General features: G+C 45.8%; 16 protein-coding genes. 6 read left to right on the plus strand and 10 right to left on the minus strand.

The annotated features are described in order from the left end of the window. Positions 1-29 precede the first annotated feature (29 nt). The 4 genes from V1U08_RS19900 to V1U08_RS19915 all read left to right on the plus strand — a co-directional run bounded on the left by V1U08_RS19900 (position 30) and on the right by V1U08_RS19915 (position 4,872). A complete protein-coding gene (locus V1U08_RS19900; RefSeq protein WP_330471301.1) occupies positions 30-920 on the plus strand; it encodes a LysR family transcriptional regulator in 891 nt (296 codons plus the stop codon). 108 nt (positions 921-1,028) lie between these two features. Continuing rightward, complete coding sequence (locus V1U08_RS19905; protein WP_014230963.1) at positions 1,029-2,567, plus strand: bifunctional GNAT family N-acetyltransferase/carbon-nitrogen hydrolase family protein; 1,539 nt, start codon at positions 1,029-1,031, stop codon at positions 2,565-2,567. A 181-nt stretch (positions 2,568-2,748) separates the two neighbouring features. After that, entirely contained in the window at positions 2,749-3,336 is a 588-nt protein-coding gene (locus tag V1U08_RS19910) for a DedA family protein (RefSeq protein ID WP_031779197.1), read from the plus strand. Positions 3,337-3,504: 168 nt separating this feature from the next. Continuing rightward, positions 3,505-4,872, plus strand: coding sequence for a Na+/H+ antiporter NhaC family protein (locus tag V1U08_RS19915; RefSeq protein WP_065296398.1), 1,368 nt, complete (start codon positions 3,505-3,507; stop codon positions 4,870-4,872). Between the two features lie 60 nt (positions 4,873-4,932). On the opposite strand, the gene V1U08_RS19920 is transcribed toward V1U08_RS19915, so the two are convergent. The 4 genes from V1U08_RS19920 to V1U08_RS19935 form a co-directional block, all read right to left on the minus strand. Next, a complete protein-coding gene (locus tag V1U08_RS19920) occupies positions 4,933-5,775 on the minus strand; it encodes a 3-keto-5-aminohexanoate cleavage protein (protein WP_330471302.1) in 843 nt (280 codons plus the stop codon). Further along, positions 5,766-7,097: an aspartate aminotransferase family protein gene (locus V1U08_RS19925; protein WP_330471303.1), complete on the minus strand. Its 1,332-nt coding sequence runs from the start codon at positions 7,095-7,097 to the stop codon at positions 5,766-5,768. The genes V1U08_RS19920 and V1U08_RS19925 overlap by 10 nt, the downstream gene beginning before the upstream one ends. Before the next feature lie 209 nt (positions 7,098-7,306). Continuing rightward, on the minus strand, positions 7,307-8,575 hold the full coding sequence (locus tag V1U08_RS19930; protein ID WP_330471304.1) for an O-acetylhomoserine aminocarboxypropyltransferase/cysteine synthase family protein: 1,269 nt from the start codon (positions 8,573-8,575) through the stop codon (positions 7,307-7,309). A gap of 134 nt (positions 8,576-8,709) precedes the next feature. After that, positions 8,710-9,627: a LysR substrate-binding domain-containing protein gene (locus V1U08_RS19935; RefSeq protein WP_330471305.1), complete on the minus strand. Its 918-nt coding sequence runs from the start codon at positions 9,625-9,627 to the stop codon at positions 8,710-8,712. A 108-nt stretch (positions 9,628-9,735) separates the two neighbouring features. Between V1U08_RS19935 and V1U08_RS19940 the strand changes: the two genes are divergently transcribed. Both V1U08_RS19940 and V1U08_RS19945 read left to right on the plus strand, forming a co-directional pair. Then, positions 9,736-10,992: a D-amino acid dehydrogenase gene (locus V1U08_RS19940; protein WP_065301998.1), complete on the plus strand. Its 1,257-nt coding sequence runs from the start codon at positions 9,736-9,738 to the stop codon at positions 10,990-10,992. Between the two features lie 293 nt (positions 10,993-11,285). Then, positions 11,286-12,839, plus strand: coding sequence for an alanine/glycine:cation symporter family protein (locus V1U08_RS19945; RefSeq protein WP_065296394.1), 1,554 nt, complete (start codon positions 11,286-11,288; stop codon positions 12,837-12,839). Between the two features lie 86 nt (positions 12,840-12,925). Here the strand turns inward: V1U08_RS19945 and V1U08_RS19950 are convergent, their stop codons facing one another. The 6 genes from V1U08_RS19950 to V1U08_RS19975 all read right to left on the minus strand — a co-directional run bounded on the left by V1U08_RS19950 (position 12,926) and on the right by V1U08_RS19975 (position 20,307). Then, positions 12,926-13,831, minus strand: coding sequence for a LysR family transcriptional regulator (locus V1U08_RS19950; RefSeq protein ID WP_330471306.1), 906 nt, complete (start codon positions 13,829-13,831; stop codon positions 12,926-12,928). Positions 13,832-13,877: 46 nt separating this feature from the next. Continuing rightward, entirely contained in the window at positions 13,878-15,074 is a 1,197-nt protein-coding gene (locus tag V1U08_RS19955) for a M20 aminoacylase family protein (protein ID WP_330471307.1), read from the minus strand. 42 nt (positions 15,075-15,116) lie between these two features. After that, complete coding sequence (locus V1U08_RS19960) at positions 15,117-16,430, minus strand: MFS transporter (RefSeq protein WP_330471308.1); 1,314 nt, start codon at positions 16,428-16,430, stop codon at positions 15,117-15,119. Positions 16,431-16,770: 340 nt separating this feature from the next. Continuing rightward, positions 16,771-17,751, minus strand: a complete 981-nt coding sequence (locus V1U08_RS19965; RefSeq protein ID WP_330471309.1) for an HAD family hydrolase — start codon at positions 17,749-17,751, stop codon at positions 16,771-16,773. 172 nt (positions 17,752-17,923) lie between these two features. Next, positions 17,924-18,517, minus strand: coding sequence for an acetate uptake transporter (locus tag V1U08_RS19970; RefSeq protein ID WP_014230950.1), 594 nt, complete (start codon positions 18,515-18,517; stop codon positions 17,924-17,926). A 266-nt stretch (positions 18,518-18,783) separates the two neighbouring features. Further along, a complete protein-coding gene (locus V1U08_RS19975) occupies positions 18,784-20,307 on the minus strand; it encodes a Na+/H+ antiporter NhaC family protein (protein ID WP_330471310.1) in 1,524 nt (507 codons plus the stop codon). Positions 20,308-20,421 lie beyond the last annotated feature (114 nt).

The raw sequence follows: 20,421 nt of genomic DNA on the forward strand, positions 1-20,421 counted from the left end.
AATAATTACCTCTCAATGGACCTGAAGGCATGTTAAAAGGCAGTGAGTACCCTTCCATCCGAGCATTAAGAGCTTTTATTGCCGTCGCTAACCACCTGAGCTTTTCCAAAGCCGCAGATGAACTGTGTTTGACACAAGGTGCGGTAAGCAAACAAATCGCCTCGTTAGAGCAGCTGGTGGGATTACCATTGATTAAACGTGGTCTGAGTGGCGTGGAACTCACCGCTGAAGGTAAACGGTACTTACCACAGATAACGGAAGCGCTGGAGATCATTCAGCATGCCACTGCGAGCCTTATTCAGTTCAATACGGAACAGGAGCTATTGACGGTTGATGTTACGCCTTCTTTTGCCAGTTTGTGGCTCGTGCCCAATATTGACGACTTCCACCAGCAACATCCGAATATAAGAGTCAAAATTCGCACTGGTGATGGTGCCATCACGAACCTCAACAATGACAGCGATCTCAACGTGAGGTGCCTATCGCTTTCAACACACTATGATTACAGCTACTTATTGTGTGAAGAAACCTTACTGCTGGTTGGCAGTACCAACATGCCACCGTTGCAAAGCCGACAAGCGGTAAGTGATTATCCGTTTATCCCCCAAACCACTCGCCCTCAGCTTTGGGAACAATTCAAGATTGAACACGCACTAGAAAACCCGATCACTTATCACTCGGTCGGATTTGAGCATTTCTATTTAGCTTGTGAAGCAGTAAGGATGGAAAAAGGTCTGGCACTGTTGCCTGATTTTATGGCGCAATTTTCTATTCAGCGCGGCGACATTCAGCATATCCAGAACATGACCCTGCAAAGCGGGTACGGCTATTATGTGGTCATTCCAAGTTACCGCTTAAACACCAGAAAAGTGTCGCTGTTCTACGATTGGCTAAAAAGTAAATTGATGCACAACGCCTAAAAGCGAAGGCAGTGATTACATAACCTTAACCGTGGTCGGGTGTATGTATGGTTAAAAATATGGCATTCTCATCCATACTGTTTGAAAAGGATAAATGGAAAGTAGTATATGGACAGCAACACGCCGAAACTCTCTTTACGCACCATTGAGCCTACGGACTACCCAGAGCTCGCAGAATTGATGGATCTGGTATTTCCGGATGTTGGAGGCTCATGGCCGCGCCTGACCATCATGGATCTTATTCATCAGTTCCCTGACGGGCAAATTTGTATTGAAGATAACGGTAAGATTGTCGGTGCTGCGCTGACGATGAAAGTCGATTACAATCGAATCTCACTCCCTCACCTTTACAGTGACATCATCACTGAAAACAACGTCATTCAAAACAAAGTCACTGGCGATGCCATGTACGGGCTTGATGTATTTGTCCATCCAGATTATCGCGGATTGCGCTTAGGTCGTCGTCTGTATGATGCGCGTAAAGAGTTATGTCGCAGTAAAAACTTTAAAGCGATATTAGCCGGTGGGCGTATCCCCAATTACCATAAATACGCGGATGAACTCAGCGTTGCCGAGTACATCGATAAAGTTAAGCGACGTGAACTTCACGACCCGATTCTGTCATTCCAACTGGCCAACGATTTTGATGTAAAGCGTATTATGCGTGGTTATCTGCCGGAGGACGATGCGTCCATGGGCTACGCAACGCTACTTGAATGGGACAATTTTTTCTACGAAGAGGATATTCAGTCTGTCCACGATGTCGAAAAAACGCTGATTCGTATTGGTGTTGTGCAATGGCAAATGCGCGCAATGAACGATTTGGAAGATTTGCTGGATCAAGCGGAATTCTTCATCTCTTCTTTGGCTAATTACAAAGCTGACTTTGCACTGTTCCCGGAGTTCTTTAACGCTCCGCTGATGGGACTACAAAAAGATCAAAACTCCGTCGAGGCAATCCGTTTTCTCGCCAGCTTCACAGAAGAAATTAAAAATCGCTTCTCACAAATGGCGGTCACCTACAACATCAACATCATTGCGGGAAGCATGCCGGTAATTGAAGAGGACGGAAAACTCTACAATGTCGCCTACCTGCTTCAGCGCGACGGTGAGATAAACGCCCAGTACAAAATTCACATCACACCCCACGAGCAAAAAGACTGGGTCATCGACGGTGGTGACAATGTTCAGGTATTTGAAACCGATGCAGGTAAAGTCGGCATTCTGATTTGCTACGACAGCGAGTTCCCGGAATTGGGTCGAATGCTGGCCGAGCAAGGCGCTCAAATCGTATTTGTTCCATTTTGGACGGATACCAAAAACGGCTATCAGCGCGTACGAATTTGTTCTCAGTCTCGTGCGATCGAAAACGAGTGTTATGTGGCGATTGGCGGCAGTGTAGGTAATTTGCCTCGCGTCGACAACGTGGATATTCAATATGCCCAGTCAGCCGTATTTTCACCTTCTGACATTTACTTTCCACACGATGCAACGTTGACAGAAGCAAGCGCGAATACCGAAATGATCATTTTCGCGGATGTAGACTTAACTAAGCTGAAGCAACTCAATACGGAAGGCTCGGTGACGAACTTACGTCATCGCCGACTGGATTTGTACGGTGGTTTTACCAAAGCAAAAGATCAATAACAAACTTACGCCAGCTTCTTTTATTTAAAGCGGCTGGCGAATATTCTGTGCAAACTTTATCGGCCTGTCTTCGAGACGCGATGCCAACACACTATGACAACCAGACACTAAGGCTTCGCGGCCTTTGTCTTTATTCCGAGACAGTACGGGAAAGCTTTTGGAACAGATCAACGAACTACTCATCTCTATGAAGCCCCTGCTTGAGCAGTATGGTTACTTAGCGCTGTCTGTCAGTATTTTCCTTGAAGGTATCGGAATTCCTATGCCCGGTCAGTCGCTCATGGTCGCGGCTTCGATTCTCTCTTCAGAACAAGTGATGAACCTCACTTTAGTGATGGCGGTATCCTGGCTGAGCTGCTTTATCGGTAATACCTGCGGTTACTTAATTGGCTACTACTTTGAAGGCTGGTTAGATGAAAAAGGCTACATCTCTGGACCAAAAATGCAGAAACTTCAGGGAGCGATACTAAAATACGGGCCTGCTTGCCTGGTCGTCAGCCGATTTATTGAAGGTATGAAGCAGTTTATGCCGTTGGCTTGTGGTATCGCCAAAATGCCCCGTAAAGAGTTCTTGCTTGGCAATGCCCTCGCAGCCACCATTTGGGTCATGGTATTTAGCTTGCTTGCGCACTTTGCGTTTGAGCACATGAGTTCACTCAGCCATCTTTATACTCAATACAAGTACTTTGTCTGGGTAATAACTGCCGCCTTATTTGTATGGATGGTACTCTGGATTATCAAACGAAAAAAATCAAAAACTGCCGAATAATTAGACTCATAATTAAAACGAATAGTATCAATAAGATAAAACCCAAATCTTTATGTTCTATTCTCTCGGAGTGCACGTTTACCCAGCCATTTAGACGTCTAGACGTTGACTTCTCTTGGCTGTGAGATTAGTCTTCACGCCTTTCTCGTTTTAAGATTTGTCGTTTACATGTCCGGTTCTCAGCACACTACTAAAGCAGTTGCACCTTCTGCGGTCGCACTCATTCCACTTCTTGTCTTTCTTGCTCTATTTATTGGTGTAGGTACCTACCTATCGCTACAAGGCGTAGAATTTGCGTTCTACCAACTACCAGCGCCAATCGCTGTGTTGCCAGCGATCATCATCGCCTTTTTGTTGAGTAAAGATAAGCTCAATCGCTCTATCGAACACTTTATGCGTGGTGTAGGTCACCAAGACATCATTGCTATGTGCATGATCTACCTGCTTGCGGGCGCATTTGCGGCGGTAGCTAAAGCCTCTGGTGGTGTTGATGCGACGGTGAATCTGGGCTTGTCAGCGATTCCGACCAGCATGATCTTGCCGGGTCTGTTCCTGATCTCGGCATTCATTGCGACGTCAATGGGTACTTCGATGGGTACAATTGCGGCAGTGGCTCCGGTTGCGTTAGGTATTGCGGAATCGGCGGGAATGAGCTTGCCATTAACGGCAGGTGTCGTACTCAGTGGCGCCATGTTTGGTGACAACTTGTCGATCATCTCTGATACCACCATTGCAGCAACGCGCTCTCAAGGCTGTGAAATGAAAGATAAGTTCAGAGAGAACATCCGTATTGCCCTGCCTGCGGCACTGGTTGCGATTGCGATTTTTGCTTACAACAGCACAGCGACACAAGTACCAGAAGCGGGACCAATTGAGTGGCTGAAAGTGCTGCCATACGTCACTATTTTGGTGTTAGCGGTATCTGGCCTGAATGTATTTGTGGTTCTGACTATCGGCATTTTACTGGCGGGTGGTGTTGGTCTTATCTCTATCGATGGTTATGGCCTGACGAATATGGCGCAAGATGTTTACACTGGCTTCGGCAATATGCAGGAGATCTTCCTGTTATCGATGCTTATTGGTGGCCTGAGTGAACTGATGCGTCGCCAAGGCGGTCTTGCATTCTTGACTAACTTAGTAAGCGGCATGATCAAGACTTTTGGTTCAAGCCACTCTAAGCATGCAAACAGTCGTGCAAGTGAGTTGGGTATCGCTGGACTGGTTTCTCTGGTCAACGGTTGTACTGCGAACAACACGGTGGCGATTATTGTATCGGGTAGCGTTGCGCGTCAGTTAGCCGAAGAGAACAATGTCTCTCCTCGCCGCTCAGCAAGCTTGTTGGATATTTTCTCGTGTGTTGTGCAAGGTGTCTTACCTTACGGTGCACAGGTGCTGCTGCTAGGCTCAGTATTTAATTTGTCACCGCTGGAAGTGGTAGCAAATTCTTACTACTGTTTTGCACTGGCCATTGCCGCTATTGCTGCAGTATTTGTTAAGCACAAAGCTAGACAGCCAGAAGCGCAAACCGAACAATAACGACAAATTCAGAAGAGGCTCCAACAGGAGCCTTTTTTCATTCTGATAGAATATCTTTGCCTAACTGCAGATAGAAGATCTCAAACTACAGGCATCTTCCAAAGGAATATTCAAGTGTTGGCTTAGTTCGCTGAGCAGGCTGACTTGAGCCGCATTACTCTCGGCCAATCTTCCATTAGCGTCGAGATGGTTATTCTCAAAACCAACCCGAACATCGAGACCAAGCAGCATCGCAGACGTCAAACAATCCAACTCTTTTGCCCCAAAAGCACAAACGGCGCAGCGAATGCTCTCTTGTTTAAATCGCTCTAAATTCAGTCCTCGCAAATCCCACGGTGAAGACTGTTGCTGTTTGTGATACCGACCCAGTACAACAAGCGCATGTTGGTTAAAATTGGGCAATGCGCCCAATTTACGTAGGTGAAAGTAACGCTCAATATCCGCCTCATCGTAGAGAATTATTTGGCTGAGTATATTTTGCTCAGCAACCCAGTGGAAAAAGGCACTGCCTTCTCTTTCACTCTGCTTGTCAGGAAACAGCTCTCTTAATGCAAATGAAGCCGCTTCCGGCTGCACCGCTTTAATCAACGCTATCTGCTGCTCTGGGGAATACTGACCGACCGCTTCTGTGGTTAACTGAACCAGCATGTTCTCACCAACCGCTTCTTTCACGGCGTGATAAAGAGGCTCATTATCGTCAATGTCTAGCGAGTGCTTACCGTGGCCATCACGCGCATGCAAATGGATCATCGTAGCTCCTGCCGACTGACAGGCTCGCGCTTCAGTAATCAACTCCTCAGTGGTCATCGGCAAACTGACATGATCTTGCTTGGTTTTTCTCGCGCCATTCGGTGCCACTATTATCGCGACGGCCTCTCGATGAGGTGCTGAATCTATTGCCATGTACTTGATACCTCATTCAACGTGCGGGTCAGTTTTTCTATCAGTTCATCGACGTGAGCTGGCTGAAAAATGAAAGCCGGAGCGAGCAAAATATGGTGTCCGTTTACGCCGTCAATAGTGCCGCCCATGGGATAGCACATTAAGCCATTTTCCATCGCTCGCTGTTTAATTCGCTTATCTGCCATCGTGGCTTTGTTTAAAGGTGCTTTGCTCTCTTTATCCGCCACCAGCTCAATCCCTAAGAATAGACCTTTGCCTCGAATATCACCGATAAAAGGCAGTTCCGAAAGCGCTAAATTGAGCTCATTTCGCAATAACGCACCTTGTCGATTCACGGCTGTGAGTAGATCTTCCTCGAAGATCGTTTTGACGGTCGCAATCGCGGCTGCACAAGCAACGGGATGGGCCATAAAGGTATGACCGTGCTGGAAAAAACCACTTCCCGACTCAATCGCCCGGTACACTCTGTCGTTAGCCACAACGGCACCAATTGGCTGATAGCCCGCACCTAACCCTTTTGCCATGCAGACTAAATCTGGCTCGGCTTGCTCTTGTTCAAAAGCGAAGAAGCTACCACTACGACCAACGCCACACATGACTTCATCCATGATCAGAAGCACATCATATTGGTCGCAGATTTCTCGAATACGTTTGAAGTAACCGTCGGTTGCAGGTACCGCCCCGGCAGTCGCCCCCACGATTGGCTCAGCGATAAACGCCATCACATTTTCCGCGCCCAGTTGAAGAATTTTGACTTCTAACTCGTTCGCAGCGCGCAGTGAATATTCCAGCTCTGACTCATCCGCTTTCTGATAGCGGTAAGCGTAACAAGGCGCAATATGTTGGCCAGAGTGAAGAATTGGCCTGAACGGTTCACGTCGCCACTCATTCCCTCCTACCGACAATGCCCCAAGGGTATTGCCGTGGTAACTCTGTTGGCGGGCAATGAAATATTTTTTCTCTGGCTTGCCGGATTCGACAAAGTACTGGCGCGCCATTTTTAGCGCCGATTCAACCGCTTCAGAACCACCACTAACAAGGTAAACATGGTTGAATTGTTCTGGCATGTGCTGGCAAATTAACTCAGCAAGCTGTTCTCCGCTTTCGCTGGTAAAAAAGCCCGTATGAGCAAAAGGAACTCGCTCTATCTGCGCTAGCATCGCTTGTTTAACCGCTTGATGGCTGTGACCGAGGTTCGATACCGCAGCGCCGCCACACGCATCTAAATATTGTTTACCTTGTTTATCAAACAGGTACACCCCTTCTCCGCGGTCGATTACTGGCAACGTATTGTGACAATGACGATGAAAAACATAAGACATGTGAGTTCCTTCAAGTGAATGCCGTCTCGTCCCATCATCTTGAACAAACGTGATTCTCACAAGGGAATAAAATTCGACTGGTATGAGCTTTTGGAATACAGGAAACCCAAAACTATTAATTAATTGAAAATAAAACAATAAACATAAAAAAGACCAGCTTTATTAAAGGCTGGCCTATGGGTGACTAAAAGCTCTGTTCAGGTACGATGTTAGGCGTTTAGTGCCTGCTCTAAATCGGCCAAGATATCATCAATATGCTCAATACCCACTGACAGGCGAATCATCTCTGGCGACACGCCGGCTTGCTTTTGTTCTGCTTCGCTTAATTGGCGGTGAGTCGTAGATGCCGGATGACAAGCCAGTGATTTGGCATCACCGATATTGACCAAGCGCTTAAAGATTTTTAGTGCATCATAAAAACGAACACCCGCTTCGTAGCCGTCTTTGAGCCCGAACGACAAAATCGCTGAAGGCTTGCCTTTCATATATTTCTGCGCTAATTCATGGTGCTCTGATTCTGGCAAACCTGCGTAGCTGACCCAACTGACTTTCTCATGCTGGTTGAGATATTCCGCCACTTTCAACGCGTTCTCGGTGTGGCGCTCCATGCGTAAAGATAAGGTTTCTAATCCCTGCATTAACATAAACGCATTCATTGGCGAAAGCGCCGACCCCGTATTTCGTAACGGAACGGTTCGCGCGCGACCGATAAAGGCCGCATCACCAAATGCTTCGGTATACACCACACCATGATAGGACGGTTCAGGTTGATTAAACACCGGGAAGCGGTTGCTGTGCAGTGCCCAAGGGAACCTACCCGAATCGACAATCACTCCACCTAATGTCGTACCATGACCACCGACATATTTGGTCAGAGAGTGCACCACAATATCGGCTCCAAATTCGATTGGCTTACACAGCACCGGCGTTGCAACGGTGTTGTCCACTATCACAGGCACACCCTGTGCGTGAGCAAGATCGGCAACGCGCTCTAAATCAATGATGTTACCAGCAGGATTACCAATGCTTTCGCAGTACACAGCTTTGGTATTTTCATCGATAAGTTCAGCCAGACTTTCCGGTTTGTCGTCTTTGGCAAACTTCACTTGGATGCCCTGATTAGGCAACATGTGGGCGAACAAGGTGAAAGTGCCACCGTAAAGTTGCGGAGTCGATACGATGTTATCGCCCGCCTGTGCCAAAGTCAGAATCGCATAGTTAATTGCTGCACTGCCTGCGCTCACAACCAAACCTGCAATACCACCTTCCAAGGCGGCCATACGCTTTTCCAGAACATCATTGGTTGGGTTCATAATGCGTGTGTAAATATTGCCAGGTACTTCCAGGTTAAAAAGATCCGCACCATGCTGAGCGTTATCAAATTCATACGCGACGGTCTGGTAAATTGGGGTCGCCACGGACTTAGTGGTAGGATCCGTTTCATAACCAAAATGGATCGATAGCGTTTCGTCTTTCATGTTCTTCCTTGTGCGTTATCTCTAAAAATAGCCGTATTCATCATGCCTATTTTTCGCTCAAAGAACCTCGCTATTGGTCACAATGCATATCATTAACCCTGTCACTGTTATGGTAATGGGCAGCAGAAAATCACTTACCCAGTTGCCACTTGTTGTAGTAGCCAATGACGAAACTTTACTGTCGAGTCATTTTTGGTATTGGTGATCAAATAGTAACCGGCGTTGGCAGGTATTGGGGCAAAAGGCGATACCAAGCGTCGAGTGTCCAATTCATCTTCGATTAGCGCCATCCTTGCCATTGCGATTCCCACCCCCGCTTCTGCCGCAGACATGGCCATGTCAGTACGGTTAAAAAAGTGTCCGACATCGGTTTTAAAATCGAGCCCCATTGCCGAAGCCCAATAAAGCCACTCATAATCACGGGTCGCCTTGTCCCACGGCAGAGCATCATGCAATAACGTCGCCTCTTTCCACTGAGCACTTGAAGCTAAAGCATTATTTTTGTCTGACGTAGCTTTCAGCCATGCATGATCCTCAAGGTATTTAGGGCTCATCACTGGCAATAACTGTTCGTCTAACAGCAATTCAGCGTCTTTATGTCGATAAGGGTGTAACCCGTAATCGATAGCGACGTCGTAATCTTTCAAATCGCTGTTAACCAATGCCACTTCTGCAAAGATCTGCACTTGGATATCTGGGTGTTCCAGATGGAAACTCTCTAGCTTTGGCACCAGCCATTTGAAGGCAAACGACGGCGTCAGTTTGAGTTTAATTTCATTGTTTTGCTTGTCGACTTTCAGCTCATCAAGCAGTTTTCCCAGCTCATTAAAGTGAAACTGAGCCGCTTGTTGCAACTGAACTCCCTTTGCCGTTAAGCGGATACCACGAGAGTGGCGTTCAAATAGATTAAAACCTAATGTCTCTTCTAAGTGAATAATTTGTTGACTAATTGCCCCCGTAGTCAGGTGCAAAGACTTTGCAGCACCAGTAAAACTGCTATGTTCAGCAACTTGACTAAATAACCACAAACCGCTTACTAGATTACCTCTCATACACAACCCTATAGTTTTTCTAAACTCTATATGTAATTTATATCGATTGTTAACAAAAGGTAAGCAAAAGAAACTAGCGACAAATAATTATTGTGTGTGGAGTGCAAAATGGAAGTCATCGTATTAGGCAGCGGCGTTATCGGTTTAACATCGGCTTGGTATTTATCTCAGGCAGGTTACCAAGTAACTGTCATTGACCGTCAAGCAAGCAGTGCTATGGAAACCAGCTTTGCCAACGCTGGGCAAATTTCTTATGGCTACTCTTCGCCTTGGGCTGCGCCGGGTATTCCGCTTAAAGCGATCAAATGGCTAATGGAAGAGCATGCTCCGCTGAAAATAAAGCCAACGCTAAATTCGGACATGATCAGCTGGGCATCAAAAATGGTCGCTAACTGCACTTTGCCACGTTATCAAGTTAACAAAGCGCGTATGCTTTCTATCGCGAATCACAGCCGCGCTTGTCTTGAGCAGCTACGTAAAGAACATGCAATTGAATACCAAGGTCGCCAGTTCGGTACTCTACAAGTATTCCGTACAGAGCAGCAGCTAAAAGCTATTGAAAAAGACCTGAAACTACTTGAGCAAAGCGGTACACGTTTCCAGTTGATGGACGTTGAACAGTGCATCAAACAAGAACCTGGGCTTGCTCTAGTGCAAGAGAAGATCGTGGGTGGTTTGTACCTTCCAGATGATGAGACGGGTGACTGCTTCCAGTTCTGCCAACAGCTTACTGAGCTGGCAAAAGCACATGGTGTTAGATTTGAATTCAATACTGAAGTGAGCAATTGGGTTACTGAAGGCAAAAAGATCACAGGTGTCCAAACGAACCGTGGCCTGTTCAAAGCGGACCAATTTGTCGTGGCTTCAGGAAGCTATTCAACAGCGTTGCTTAAACAGCTAGATGTGAATATTCCGGTTTACCCAGTCAAAGGTTATTCACTGACGGTTCCAATCGAAAACGAGCAATACGCACCTCGCTCTACGGTAATGGATGAGACGTACAAAGTCGCCATGACGCGTTTTGACGATAGAATTCGTGTTGCAGGCACTGCAGAACTTGCTGGTTTTGATGGCTCTATCCCACAGAAAAGAAAGAACACGATTGAAATGGTCATTCGTGATCTATTCCCTCGTAGCGGAGACTTTAGCCAAGCTGAATTCTGGACAGGTTTCAGACCGATGACACCAGATGGCACGCCAATCATTGGAGCAACGCCGTACGAGAACCTGTTTACGAATACCGGACATGGTACGTTAGGCTGGACAATGGCATGTGGTTCAGGCCAGCTTTTAGCAAGCATAATGACGAAAGAAAACTCCAAGGTTATTGAACAATCAGAGCTTAACTTATTCCGTTACGCCTGATTAATAAACAGCCTATTAAACCACAATATGCATTTACGTTAGCATAATTAACTTTTGCATTTTTGAGTAAATTTTAATAAAGATATACTGCATACTTAGTCAAACAAGGAATCTTAGCTAGGAAATACATTGAATAAGCAATGGTAACCAGATATGAATGGTAGTCTATCATTCTGTGTTCACCGTCACGCTATCAAGGATTTTAAGCTAAAAAGGTTAACAATTACGTTACAAAAAAAGGTAATGTGTTGTTGGGAAAATAACCGCAAACACAACTAACAGGGAAAATACTCATGCAGTCATTAGTTGATTTTCTGAATGGAATTATCTGGAGCCCAGTACTTATCTACTTGTGCCTTGGTGCTGGTTTATTCTATTCAATCATGACTCGTTTCGTTCAAGTTCGTCATTTCTTCGAAATGTGGCGTTTATTGCTATCAGGAAAGAGTTCAACAAAGGGGATTTCATCATTTCAGGCACTTGCCGTATCGCTATCTGGCCGTGTAGGTACAGGTAACATTGCCGGTGTTGCAGCCGCTATCGGTTTTGGTGGCCCGGGTGCCGTATTCTGGATGTGGGTAGTTGCGTTCTTCGGTGCTGCAACTGCTTACGCAGAATCAACACTAGCTCAAATTTATAAAGAAGAAGACGAAGGCGAATTCCGTGGTGGTCCTGCTTACTACATTGAAAAAGCAATGGGACAAAAATGGTACGCTTGGATCTTCGCAATCTCGACTATCTTTGCGTGTGGTGTTCTACTTCCAGGCGTTCAATCGAACAGCATTGGTAACGCAGTAGAAGCAGCATTCGGCACTGGTGACATGATCGAAACCGCTATCGGTACCATCAGTTTTGCTAAAATTTTAACTGGTACGGTTGTCTGTGTCATTCTTGCTTTCATCATCTTTGGTGGTGTAAAACGTATTGCAAACTTTACTCAAATCGTTGTTCCGTTTATGGCACTGGCTTACATCGTTACTGCCTTTGTTATTATTCTTCTGAACATCGGTGAGGTTCCACGCATCTTCGGTATGATCATTGGTGACGCGTTCACACCAATGGCAGGTATCGGTGCAGCTATCGGTTGGGGTGTAAAACGTGGTGTTTACTCTAACGAAGCTGGTCAAGGTACTGGTCCTCATGCAGCGGCAGCAGCAAGCGTAGAGCACCCAGCTCAACAAGGTCTTGTTCAGTCGTTCTCTATCTACATCGATACACTGCTTGTTTGTTCAGCAACAGCATTCATGATTCTTATCACTGGTGCTTACAACGTTCACGGTGCAGTGGAAGGTGCCTTCCTGGTACAAAACCTACCAGCAGATATTGGCGCTAACGGTCCTGTATTTACTCAGATGGCGATTGAAAGTGCGCTTCCGGGCGTGGGCAAATCATTTATTGCTGTTGCTCTGTTCTTCTTCGCATTTACAACGATTCTGGCTTACTACTACATTGCAGAAACAAACATCGCTTACATTCGCCGTACGTTTAAAGTGGATGGTCTAATGTTTGTTCTGAAGCTAATCCTTCTGTCAGCGGTATTCTACGGAACAGTGAAAACCGCAAACCTGGCATGGGCGATGGGTGACGTAGGCGTAGGCTTGATGGCATGGTTAAACATCGTCGGTATTCTGATTATCTTCTTCATGTCTAAGCCAGCACTTAAAGCGCTGACCGATTACGAAAGACAACAGAAAGAAGGCGTGACTGAATATACGTTCAACCCGGTAGCGCTTGGTATCAAAGGTGCTGATTACTGGGAAGAGAAATACAAACGTAAGACAGGTAAATCTGCTCACACTGCCGCTGTTGAAGCGACACAAAAAACAGCAGAAGAAACGTCTCTATAAATTTACAAAAATAAATACAGCATTACACAACAACAAGGGCCAGCAATTCGCTGGCCCTTTTATTTTCTTCATCAGAAACCGGCAGACTAGAAGTCGGGGTAGATATCTCGCATATCCTGCAATATGCCATCAAACAGCGCTGTCGCGCTCTGCGTCATAATATCCCTCTTCGGACGTACGACTGAAATGACGCTATCTGGGATATTGTCCAGCAGTGGCACTACCGCAAATTCATTTTTGATGTAATCCAAATCAAGCGATTCAGTAGAAAACAGGGCGGAAAAATCGGCGTTTTGAATCAGTGAACGGGCTAACGTCATCGAAGTACATTCACGAATACGCGATGGCAATGGTAGGCCATTAACGGAAAACAACTGGTAAAAATAGGTACTCGGATCATCGGGAGAGTCCAGCGTCAGCCAGTCACTCTGATGTAATGTCCTCAACGACCGAGTATTACACAGCGGATGGGACTTACGGGTCACCACGACATTAGGGATACGACAAACCGCTTGCCACTCCAGCGCACTATCAATCACCGGTATTTGCGATGTGATAGCAAAATCCACTTCTCCCTGACGCAAATGTGTCAGTAGAGGAGCAGGACGCAACTCTACGATACGCAGAGAAACTTCCGGATAACGCTGCATGAACGTGTTCAGACTGGAAGCCAATGACTTAAGTAATGAAGCAACGGGGGTCACTCCTATAGTTACGCTGCCGTTAGGAACCCCGCGCATGGTGTCAATCTCTTGCTTGGCGCGTCGGGCGGTTTCGTTCATTAAACGTGCGTATCCCATCAAGCGCTCACCATATGGCGTGAGAGTTAACCCACCAGCAGAACGCTCGAATAGAGCGACACCATATTGCTGTTCCAGTTCTTTAATGGCTTTGCTTAGGGCGGGCTGCGTCAGATGCAGTTGTTCTGCTGCTGCTTTCAGGCTCCCCGCCTGACTCACAGCCAGAAATGCTCTAACTTGATGTAACTTCATCTGTTATATACCCTCATTGTCCTTAATCAAAGCCATTCTACACCACTTATTCGCTGCTCAGGTATTCACTCACCAGCTCAACCCAACAAGCCGCACCAATCGTAACTAGCTGATCATTAAAATCATAGCCAGGGTTGTGTACAGAACAGCCATGCCAGTCGCCTACCCCATTAGCGAGGAAGAAATAACATCCCGGACGTTCTTTCAGCATCCAGGCAAAATCTTCACTGCCCGGAACAACTGGTGCTTCATCGCCAGCAACATTGTCTTCACCAAGCACAGCCTTGACCACTTTGCGAGCTCGAAGAGTTTCCTCTGATGAATTGAACACTGAAGGCACCTGACGCAGGTATTCAACTTCTCCCTGGATACCAAACGCCTGACACTGTCCAGCCACTACCTCACGAATTCGCTGCTCAATCAAATCCTGATTCGCTTCACTGAAATTACGTACTGAAAGCTTCATTAACGCATCATTTGGAATCACATTCGCTGTTTTTCCTGCCTCAATCTGACCAATGCTGATAATACTTTGGTCAGCTGGGTTTATATTGCGCGACACAATGCTTTGCAGCCCAAGAATGATATGACCAATGGCAATGGTGACATCATTTGATAGATGGGGCATTGCTGCGTGACCACCCTTCCCTGTCAGACGAATAGTCACCTTATCTGACGATGCTAACGATGCTCCACTGCGTACGGTTGCCTGCCCGACCTCATTGCCCGGCATATTGTGCAAAGCGAAGACCGCATCACAAGGGAAGCGATCAAACAAACCATCGTCAATCATCGCTTTTGCTCCCGATAACCCTTCTTCATCAGGCTGGAAGATGAGGTTAATCGTGCCGTCAAAAGAGACATGCTTCGCGATGTAATGGGCCGCAGCCAGCAAGATTGCGGTATGACCATCATGACCACAAGCGTGCATGTGTCCATCTATCTTACTGGCGTAAGGTAACCCTGTTTCTTCCTGAATAGGCAGAGCATCCATATCTGCACGGATACCAATACAGCGCTGCGAAGTGCCCTGCTTTAGAACACCGACCACACCATATCCGCCAATACCAGTATGAGTTTCATAGCCCCACTCTGTTAACAGTTCCGCCACCAGCTTAGCCGTGTTAGGAACTTCTGCTCCCAGCTCTGGATGGGCATGAATGGCATGGCGAGTCTGAATAAATGGCTCACAACTGGCAACAAAATCGGCGTTTTTGAGTAGCGATAATTCAGGTAATGTCATCATCAATTCCTTTTATTAATTTGGTTCTTTTAGCGGAGAGGATTATTGAGGCGCTTTCGCAGGGAAACGCCACATGGCCAGAGAGCTCACCACAATCGCAGTCATCAGATAAAACGCAGGGGCCATTTTATTGCCGCTAAACTCGATCAAAGTAGCGACTAACAGTGGAGTGAAGCCACCGAAAACGGTCACGCCAAAGCCATAAATCATTGAGATGCCACTCGCGCGGTACTGCTGAGTAAAGGCTTCCATAATCAGCACCAGTAACGATGCATTAGCCAGAGCAAATAACGTGATTAAACCACCGATGATCAGTAATGCTTTAGGTAGAGAGGCTTCACCACCAAGCAACGCGAACGCAGGATAAATACAGACAAAAGCACCGAACATACCAACCAGCGGCAAGGTTTTACGACTTTGCAAACGATCTGCCCATTTACCAAATAAAGGCATCAGCATCATCAACATAAAACCCGCCATCACCGCGACCGCAAAAGCCGTCGTCGGCGCGTAGCCCAACTCTTTAATCAGGTAAGTTGGCATGTAGAACACTTCAATATACATACATGCAGTACCACCCCAAATCATTAACATGCCAGTTAAGATCGTGCGGCCTTGTTTACGCAGAACGGTTTTAAATGGAGTATCTTTCGCGTGGGAATCTGCCTGATGTGACTCTTTTAGATGACGACGGATGTACCAACCTACAGGACCGATCAATAAACCAAGGATAAATGGAATACGCCAACCCCAGCTATGCACGTCCTCGGGTGTGAGCAGACCATTTACCGCAAAAGCAACGAGTGCACCAAACAGCGCAGCTGCACCTTGGCTTGCAAGCTGCCAACTCACCATGTAACAACGGCGCTTGTAGTTGTTTGACTCCATCAATGCCGCAGACGCAGCGCCAATTTCACCACCAGCAGACAAGCCCTGTAACAGGCGTCCAACCACCAAAATAATGGTTGCGGCTATACCGATACTTTCATAGGTAGGCGTCAGTGCAATCATGCCAGTACCGATCGTCATTAAAGCAATCGTGAGGGTCAGAGCGGCTTTACGTCCATGTTTATCCGCATAGTTACCAATCAGTACCGCACCGAGTGGACGCATAACAAACCCAACACCAAACGTAGCCAGTGATAACAATAACCCGGCCGCTGCACCACCGACGTTAAAAAATAACTCGCCAATAATGACGGCAAAAAAGCTGTATACCGTAAAGTCATACATCTCTAATCCATTGCCAAGTGAGATGGCAAAGATCGCTTTACGAGGTTCTGAAGAAGACTTATCGGCTTGACCAGCCGCGGTGGTCAATTCTGGTTCCAGTGAACTTGATAGTGTGCTACTCATGGTTTCCCTTCCTTGTACTAATGGCGACTCATTCGACATTGACTGTCTAGATAATAGCCAAGACAAGAAGCCTCACCACAAACCAAAAGTTATCCTCATAACCAAACATAAAAAACAAATACTCTTCTAAATGATCGCTCAGTGATCATGCGCTCTTGAACGGTGCAAACCCAATAGAGCAACAGAAGAAAAATCTGTGTAAGCAAAATAAAAACAGCAAAATAAACAAAAACACAAAATAAAAACTAAAGTGCAGTAGATTAACTAAAACTCATACTGATAAAAAAAAGAAAGGGGTTACCCTATGGATAACCCCTTTCTTATACAGAGATAGCACAAGCTATTTCGACGGATATATTTGTACCCAATCATTTTTCATATCCGCAACTAACCAGCCTTTCTCTTTTGCTTCGTCGAGACCCTTATCGAGTTTGCCTACGCTGGACTCACGATCGTACTTCCACTCTCGTTTCTCATCAGTATGGTGAACATACATTGCAAGACGCGGTCCGGGACCAGAGGTGGTCCACTGCAGCATTTGCAGGTCACCATCCGAGTTGCCAAATGAAGCAATTGGACGCTTACCGATGTGTTGATAAATCTGCAGTGGTTTTTCTACTTTGTCATTATTCACCACAACGCCCGGCATTCGCTTAACTTGATAGCTTCCGTCCACATTCACAAACTCAGTTGCAAGTTGGGTCCCAATAATTCGCTCCGACGGAATGTTATAGACATCGGAAGCCCAAGCGCGCATAAAAGCATTTCCTCCGCCAGAAACGATAAAGTTTTTGAATCCATTATCTTCCAAGAAATCTAAAAGCTCTAACATCGGCTGGAAAACCATGTCGGTGTATGGCGCGCCTGTTACTGGGTGTTTTGCCGTATTGATCCAGCTTTTAACCATAGCGGTAAATTCATCACTGATCACACCTGTATGAGTTTGTAGCACTAATTTGATGAGATCGTCTGCAGTCAATTTATCCAACTGGTCGTTCAATACGAGGGAGTAAGGGGTAGTGATTTTCCACTCTGGATGGTCCGCAGCTTGTGCTTTAATTTGGTCCAGAGCAAACAGTATCTGGAAGTACATCGGCTTTTCGGACCATAGCGTTCCATCGTTATCAAACGTAGCAATGCGATCCGCTGGAGCAACAAAATTAGCGGAATCTGAGTCGGTAACTTCGCTAACAAATTGGATGATAGCTTGTTTTGTCGAACCTTCATTCCAAGAAGGTAATGGATCGCTACTCTGAGCTAAGAGTGGAGATGAGATCACCGCAAAGGCGAATGTGAGAATAACTGACAAATGCTTTTTCATAGAATGTAACTCGTTGTATATGGATACGTAAATAATGAATTATTCTTTGAGAAAAAGCTCGCGTAATGTCACAACAATATATAAATCAGATAATTCCCACTTGGTGCAGTTAAGTTCAGACAATAAAAAAGCGGACCTGAGGTCCGCTTTTGAAATCTGCAAAATGTAGCGTTTAAGCCATTGCAACCGCTTCAACTTTACGAGCGATTTTAGCTTTGCCAACTGGTAGAACTTCACGACCAAACTCATTGTTTAGTACTTGAGCCATTGCGAAGTAAACCGCACTAGCACCACAGAAAATACCTTCAAAGCCAGCAATTGTACCGATCAGCTCGCTACCAGTGAAATCGCGCGCAGCAAGCAAGAAGAACAGAATAGTCAGAGAACCAAACACAACCTGTTTTGCTGTTGGGTAGCAAAGAGAGCCAATGAACATAAAGCCAGTAAAGATACCCCATAGTGCCAGGTACCAACCCATGAAGCTCGCTGGGCTTGCTGGTAGTCCCATGTGAGGCATAACAATCAGACCTACTAGAGTCAGCCAGAATAGGCCGTAAGATGTAAATGCAGTTGTACCGAACGTGTCACCGCGCTTAAAGCACATGATGCCAACGATAACTTGACTAAGGCCACCATAAAAGATGCCCATCGCTAGAATCATTGAGTCCAGTGGGAAAAATCCTGCATTATGAATGTTTAGCAGAATCGTGGTCATACCGAAACCCATTAGACCTAGCGGTGCTGGGTTAGCCAGTTTTGTCGACATGTACAAATACCTTTAAAAAAAGTTGATAAAAAATGCGCGCAAATTTTAATGGAGGCAGTCACAAAAGAGAAAAGCCGTTACTGGAAACTTAGATTTCACAAATAACCACCCACTGATTAAGAAACAACCTAATAACAAAGACGAAACCACCATCTACAGGTTTACTGGGGGAGTTACTGAAGGTTCAAGTTAGCGTGCTCAACTTTCTTTATCGTTGGCTAAAAAAGCGGGAGCTTAATAGCTCCCGATTTATGGTGACTTTTGCGCTAGCTCTCTGAGGTAAGCGGCTCGGCTTCCCTGTGTTGATTCTGTTTTGAGATGATAAAGTAAATAGCAAACTGCGCAGCAACTGCCAGCAATACAATAATCGGTGATGCGGCCACTCCTGCGATAAGAAAACACACCAGCGCTACAGCACCATTCAATAAAGCGTATGGTAGTTGAGTTCTAAAGTGCTCATATTGCTCACATCCAGCCCCTGTAGAAGACAGAATGGTGGTCTCAGATATTGGCGAGCAATGATCACCAAACAAGCCCCCAGAGAGTACTGCACCAATACAAACTAACAATGGGGCATCAATAGCGATGGCTGTAGGAATCACCAAAGGCATCATAATCGCAAATGTTCCCCATGATGAACCTGTCGCAAATGAAATAATTCCCGCTAATAGGAAGGCAACAGCAGGTAACAACCAATTAGGAAAGCCCGTTTGTGCCTGCTCGGCAATATAAGCAGCAGCCCCAAGCTCTTTGCCAACAGAGCTTAGTGACCATGCTAATACGAGTATTACCGCAACCGACATCATGTTCGACATACCTTTTAAGTACACCTGAATGCCATCTGATAACTTTCTAACGCCATAAAATGCCATCAGTGCAATAAGAGTAAATGCGGCAAAAAAGTAGGCTGATGAAAGCGCGGCACGGAATGTCGAACCCGCTACCTTTTGCAAAGGGAAACCATGCGGTACGAGAATAGTGCACAGAACAAGCAACATCACCAAGAGTGGAGCCCACACAAAGCTAGATTTTGCATTTTTATGCGTAAACACATTTAGTGACTCTTGAACTTTCCCAAAATCATCGCCCTGCTCTGCGAGTTTTTCTGCTTTGGCCATTGGTCCGAAGTCGAGTTTAAAAAAGGAAACGATGGGTACGATAGCAATCGCTAAGAACGCATAAAACTGGTAAGGAATGGCTCCAATGAAAGCATCCCAATCACTCATACTCACATTCAGTGCAGTGAACTCTTTTTGGATTAAGCCCATGATGTAAACGCCCCACCCGATAAAAGGAATCAAGATTGCGACGGGAGAGGAAGTGGAATCGATAATAAAAGCTAATTTTTGACGTGATACTTTTAGCTTATCAAATAAAGGTCGGAACACTGGGCCAACAATCAAGGGCGTACCAAGGTCTGAGAAGAATATTACTACACCGCCAAACCATGCAGAGATCTGAGCTTGGCATTTACTCGCCACCCATTGCGTTACCTTTTTAGCAAAGGCAACACCACCGCCAGACTTTTCCATTAAAGCGACGAAACCACCGATAAAGACTAATAACAAAATCACACCAGCGTTATAGCTGTCGGTAAGTTGCGGGAGTAGGTAACTTTTCATCAATGCACTAAACGATTCTAGCGGCCCTTTTTCAACAAATGTGCCTTCAAGCATGGCGACACCACTAACCACACCCGCGAATAAACCAACGACAACATTTCGTGTAGTCAGAGCGAGAAAAAGAGTAATAAGGATGGGAATGAGAGAGGTAACTTCAGCCTGTTCCATAGCAATACCATTTATATAATTAAACAATAAATATGAATATACATTCATTTTAACTGAGTGTATATAATCGCTAAGAAAAAACTGACGATTTCGATTCGAAGATTTTAGATATAA

It is taken from the genome of Vibrio sp. YYF0003, from assembly GCF_036350715.1.
Lineage (GTDB): Bacteria > Pseudomonadota > Gammaproteobacteria > Enterobacterales > Vibrionaceae > Vibrio > Vibrio natriegens.

Bases quoted from the DNA above. Each gene is read 5' to 3' on its own strand.
- V1U08_RS19905 (WP_014230963.1), top strand. From the start codon at position 1,029: ATGGACAGCAACACGCCGAAACTCTCTTTACGCACCATTGAGCCTACG.
- V1U08_RS19925 (WP_330471303.1), bottom strand. From the start codon at position 7,097: ATGTCTTATGTTTTTCATCGTCATTGTCACAATACGTTGCCAGTAATC.
- V1U08_RS19920 (WP_330471302.1), bottom strand. From the start codon at position 5,775: ATGGCAATAGATTCAGCACCTCATCGAGAGGCCGTCGCGATAATAGTG.
- V1U08_RS19915 (WP_065296398.1), top strand. From the start codon at position 3,505: ATGTCCGGTTCTCAGCACACTACTAAAGCAGTTGCACCTTCTGCGGTC.
- V1U08_RS19930 (WP_330471304.1), bottom strand. From the start codon at position 8,575: ATGAAAGACGAAACGCTATCGATCCATTTTGGTTATGAAACGGATCCT.
- V1U08_RS19900 (WP_330471301.1), top strand. From the start codon at position 30: ATGTTAAAAGGCAGTGAGTACCCTTCCATCCGAGCATTAAGAGCTTTT.
- V1U08_RS19935 (WP_330471305.1), bottom strand. From the start codon at position 9,627: ATGAGAGGTAATCTAGTAAGCGGTTTGTGGTTATTTAGTCAAGTTGCT.
- V1U08_RS19970 (WP_014230950.1), bottom strand. From the start codon at position 18,517: ATGTCGACAAAACTGGCTAACCCAGCACCGCTAGGTCTAATGGGTTTC.
- V1U08_RS19975 (WP_330471310.1), bottom strand. From the start codon at position 20,307: ATGGAACAGGCTGAAGTTACCTCTCTCATTCCCATCCTTATTACTCTT.
- V1U08_RS19940 (WP_065301998.1), top strand. From the start codon at position 9,736: ATGGAAGTCATCGTATTAGGCAGCGGCGTTATCGGTTTAACATCGGCT.
- V1U08_RS19955 (WP_330471307.1), bottom strand. From the start codon at position 15,074: ATGACATTACCTGAATTATCGCTACTCAAAAACGCCGATTTTGTTGCC.
- V1U08_RS19960 (WP_330471308.1), bottom strand. From the start codon at position 16,430: ATGAGTAGCACACTATCAAGTTCACTGGAACCAGAATTGACCACCGCG.
- V1U08_RS19965 (WP_330471309.1), bottom strand. From the start codon at position 17,751: ATGAAAAAGCATTTGTCAGTTATTCTCACATTCGCCTTTGCGGTGATC.
- V1U08_RS19950 (WP_330471306.1), bottom strand. From the start codon at position 13,831: ATGAAGTTACATCAAGTTAGAGCATTTCTGGCTGTGAGTCAGGCGGGG.
- V1U08_RS19945 (WP_065296394.1), top strand. From the start codon at position 11,286: ATGCAGTCATTAGTTGATTTTCTGAATGGAATTATCTGGAGCCCAGTA.